The sequence below is a fragment of the Streptomyces sp. NPDC054872 genome (assembly GCF_053610705.1).
In genome coordinates this window covers 1-1,855 of record NZ_JBSGYY010000034.1, presented here as the reverse complement: position 1 = coordinate 1,855, position 1,855 = coordinate 1, and the positions used below count along the sequence as shown (strand labels likewise).

1 protein-coding gene is annotated in these 1,855 nt (G+C 73.0%); it reads left to right on the top strand.

Annotated features, from left to right (window positions below):
• The first annotated feature begins 128 nt into the window (after positions 1–128).
• Positions 129–1,802 carry a DoxX family protein gene (locus ACWGIH_RS32260; RefSeq protein ID WP_453448896.1) on the top strand — a complete coding sequence of 558 codons (1,674 nt, stop codon included), beginning with the start codon at positions 129–131 and terminating at the stop codon, positions 1,800–1,802.
• The last annotated feature ends 53 nt before the right edge of the window (positions 1,803–1,855 follow it).

Sequence of the window (1,855 nt, the reverse complement as noted above, 5' to 3'; positions counted from 1 at the left end):
TTCACACCGCCCGGTTCTTGGCCCCCCCTGGATCCGGGGGGGCGGCCGACGCCCGGCGAAGATCTTGACGCGGTCCGGACATTTCCACGCGGTCAAGGCAGTGTCCTAAACACACATCACTCGGTTAGATGAGTGTGGACACCAGAACGCCCCGCAATCCCACGGGGGGAAGCTCGTCAGGGTTCGACGAAGCTCCCGCGCTGAGCATGGTGAAGGTGCCGAGCGACCCGGCCCAGGTCATCGTGAACCACGCGAGCTTCCGCGTGCAGCTCCCCACCGCGCAGCGGACCCAATCCCCGCGTATCGCACGGCACTTGAGCAATGCCGACGACACCCTGCGTATCCCCGCGGCCGGCGCCGCCGCACGGCGCCGCTCGCCCGTCGTCTGGAGCGGGAAGTCCGAGCCGGGCGACCCCGGAGCCACCGGACTGCTGCAGGCGGTGCGCGGCACCGGCCTGCGCCATTCGGCCGAAGCAGGCGGCTCCTCCTACGACGACGGAGGCGCCACGCAGGTCATCCCCCGCATCGATGTCGACGACGATCTCGAGAGTACGCAGGCCACGCCTGCCGTCATCGGTCCTCGTCACCCCGACCCCGAGACCCGGCTCATCCCGCGCATGCCCATGCCGGAGAGCGACCTCGACGAACGACTCCCTTACCGGGACGACGAGTACGACGACGGCTTCGACGACTTCGACGACACCGACAACGCGGGCGACCGCCAGGCCGGAAGGCGCCACGGGGCCGACCCCGTCCGGCACGCCTACTACCCCGGCCGCCGCATGAACCTCGGCGTCGTGCTGCTCCCGCTGCGCGTCTTCCTCGGATTCATCTCCATCTACGCCGGCATGGGCAAGCTCTGCGACCCCGTGTACTTCGACGGCGGCGACCGCGGCTCCATGGTCAAGTGGCTCAACTCGCTGCACCCCTGGGCGCTCGCCGAACCGCTGCGTGACTTCGCCCTCTCGCACCCCGTGGGCGCGGGGCTCTGCATCGCCTTCCTGCAGATCATCGTCGGAGTGCTCACGGTGCTCGGGCTCTGGCAGCGGGTCGCGGCCGGCATCGGCGTGCTCCTGTCCGCCGCGCTCATCGTCACCGTCAGCTGGAAGACCGTCCCCGCCTACGACGCGCCCGACATCATCTACCTGGCCGCCTGGTCGCCGCTGATCATCGCCGGCGCACCCGTCTACTCCGTCGACGGACGCCTGGCGGGCGAGGCCTGGCGGACACTCGGACCGCGCGTCCACATCTGGGACCTGCGGCGCCGTGTGCTGCGGCGCGGCGCGCTCGTCGGCGCGCTCGTCGTCGGCCTCACCCTGCTGATCGGCTCGATGCTCGGCGGCGCCGTGCGCGATGCCGACCGCGTGACCGTGCCGGGACCCGGCGAGGCCCCGCGCAACGAACTGCCGGGCTCACCGCTCCCGGAGGAGCCCGGAAAGCAGCGGCAGCGCCAGGGCCAGTCACAGAGCCCCACGGCCACCGGCTCCGGTGCGCCGACCCAGGGGAGCTCCGCGAGCCCCACACAGGGCGCCACGGCGACCCCGCCGGGCGGTGCGGCGCGCGAGACCGCGGGCGCGGGCGCGGCCGCCGGCCAGGGGCAGCAGCCCAGCCAGACGCAGGGCACCACCGGCCAGGCACCGCCCCAGCAGTCCTCCCCGCAGCAGCCTCCGACGTCGGCGACCGCCGGACCCACGTCCAGCGGCGGCAGCGGCGGCGCAGCACCCGAGAGCGGCACGAGCGGCGGCAGCACGGGCGGCGGCCGCAACGACCGCCTCGTGGGCGGCCTGCTCGGCGGCGGGTGAGCCGGACCTCGACCCGTACGTGACGGGGCCCCGCACAGTGTTCTGTGCGGGGC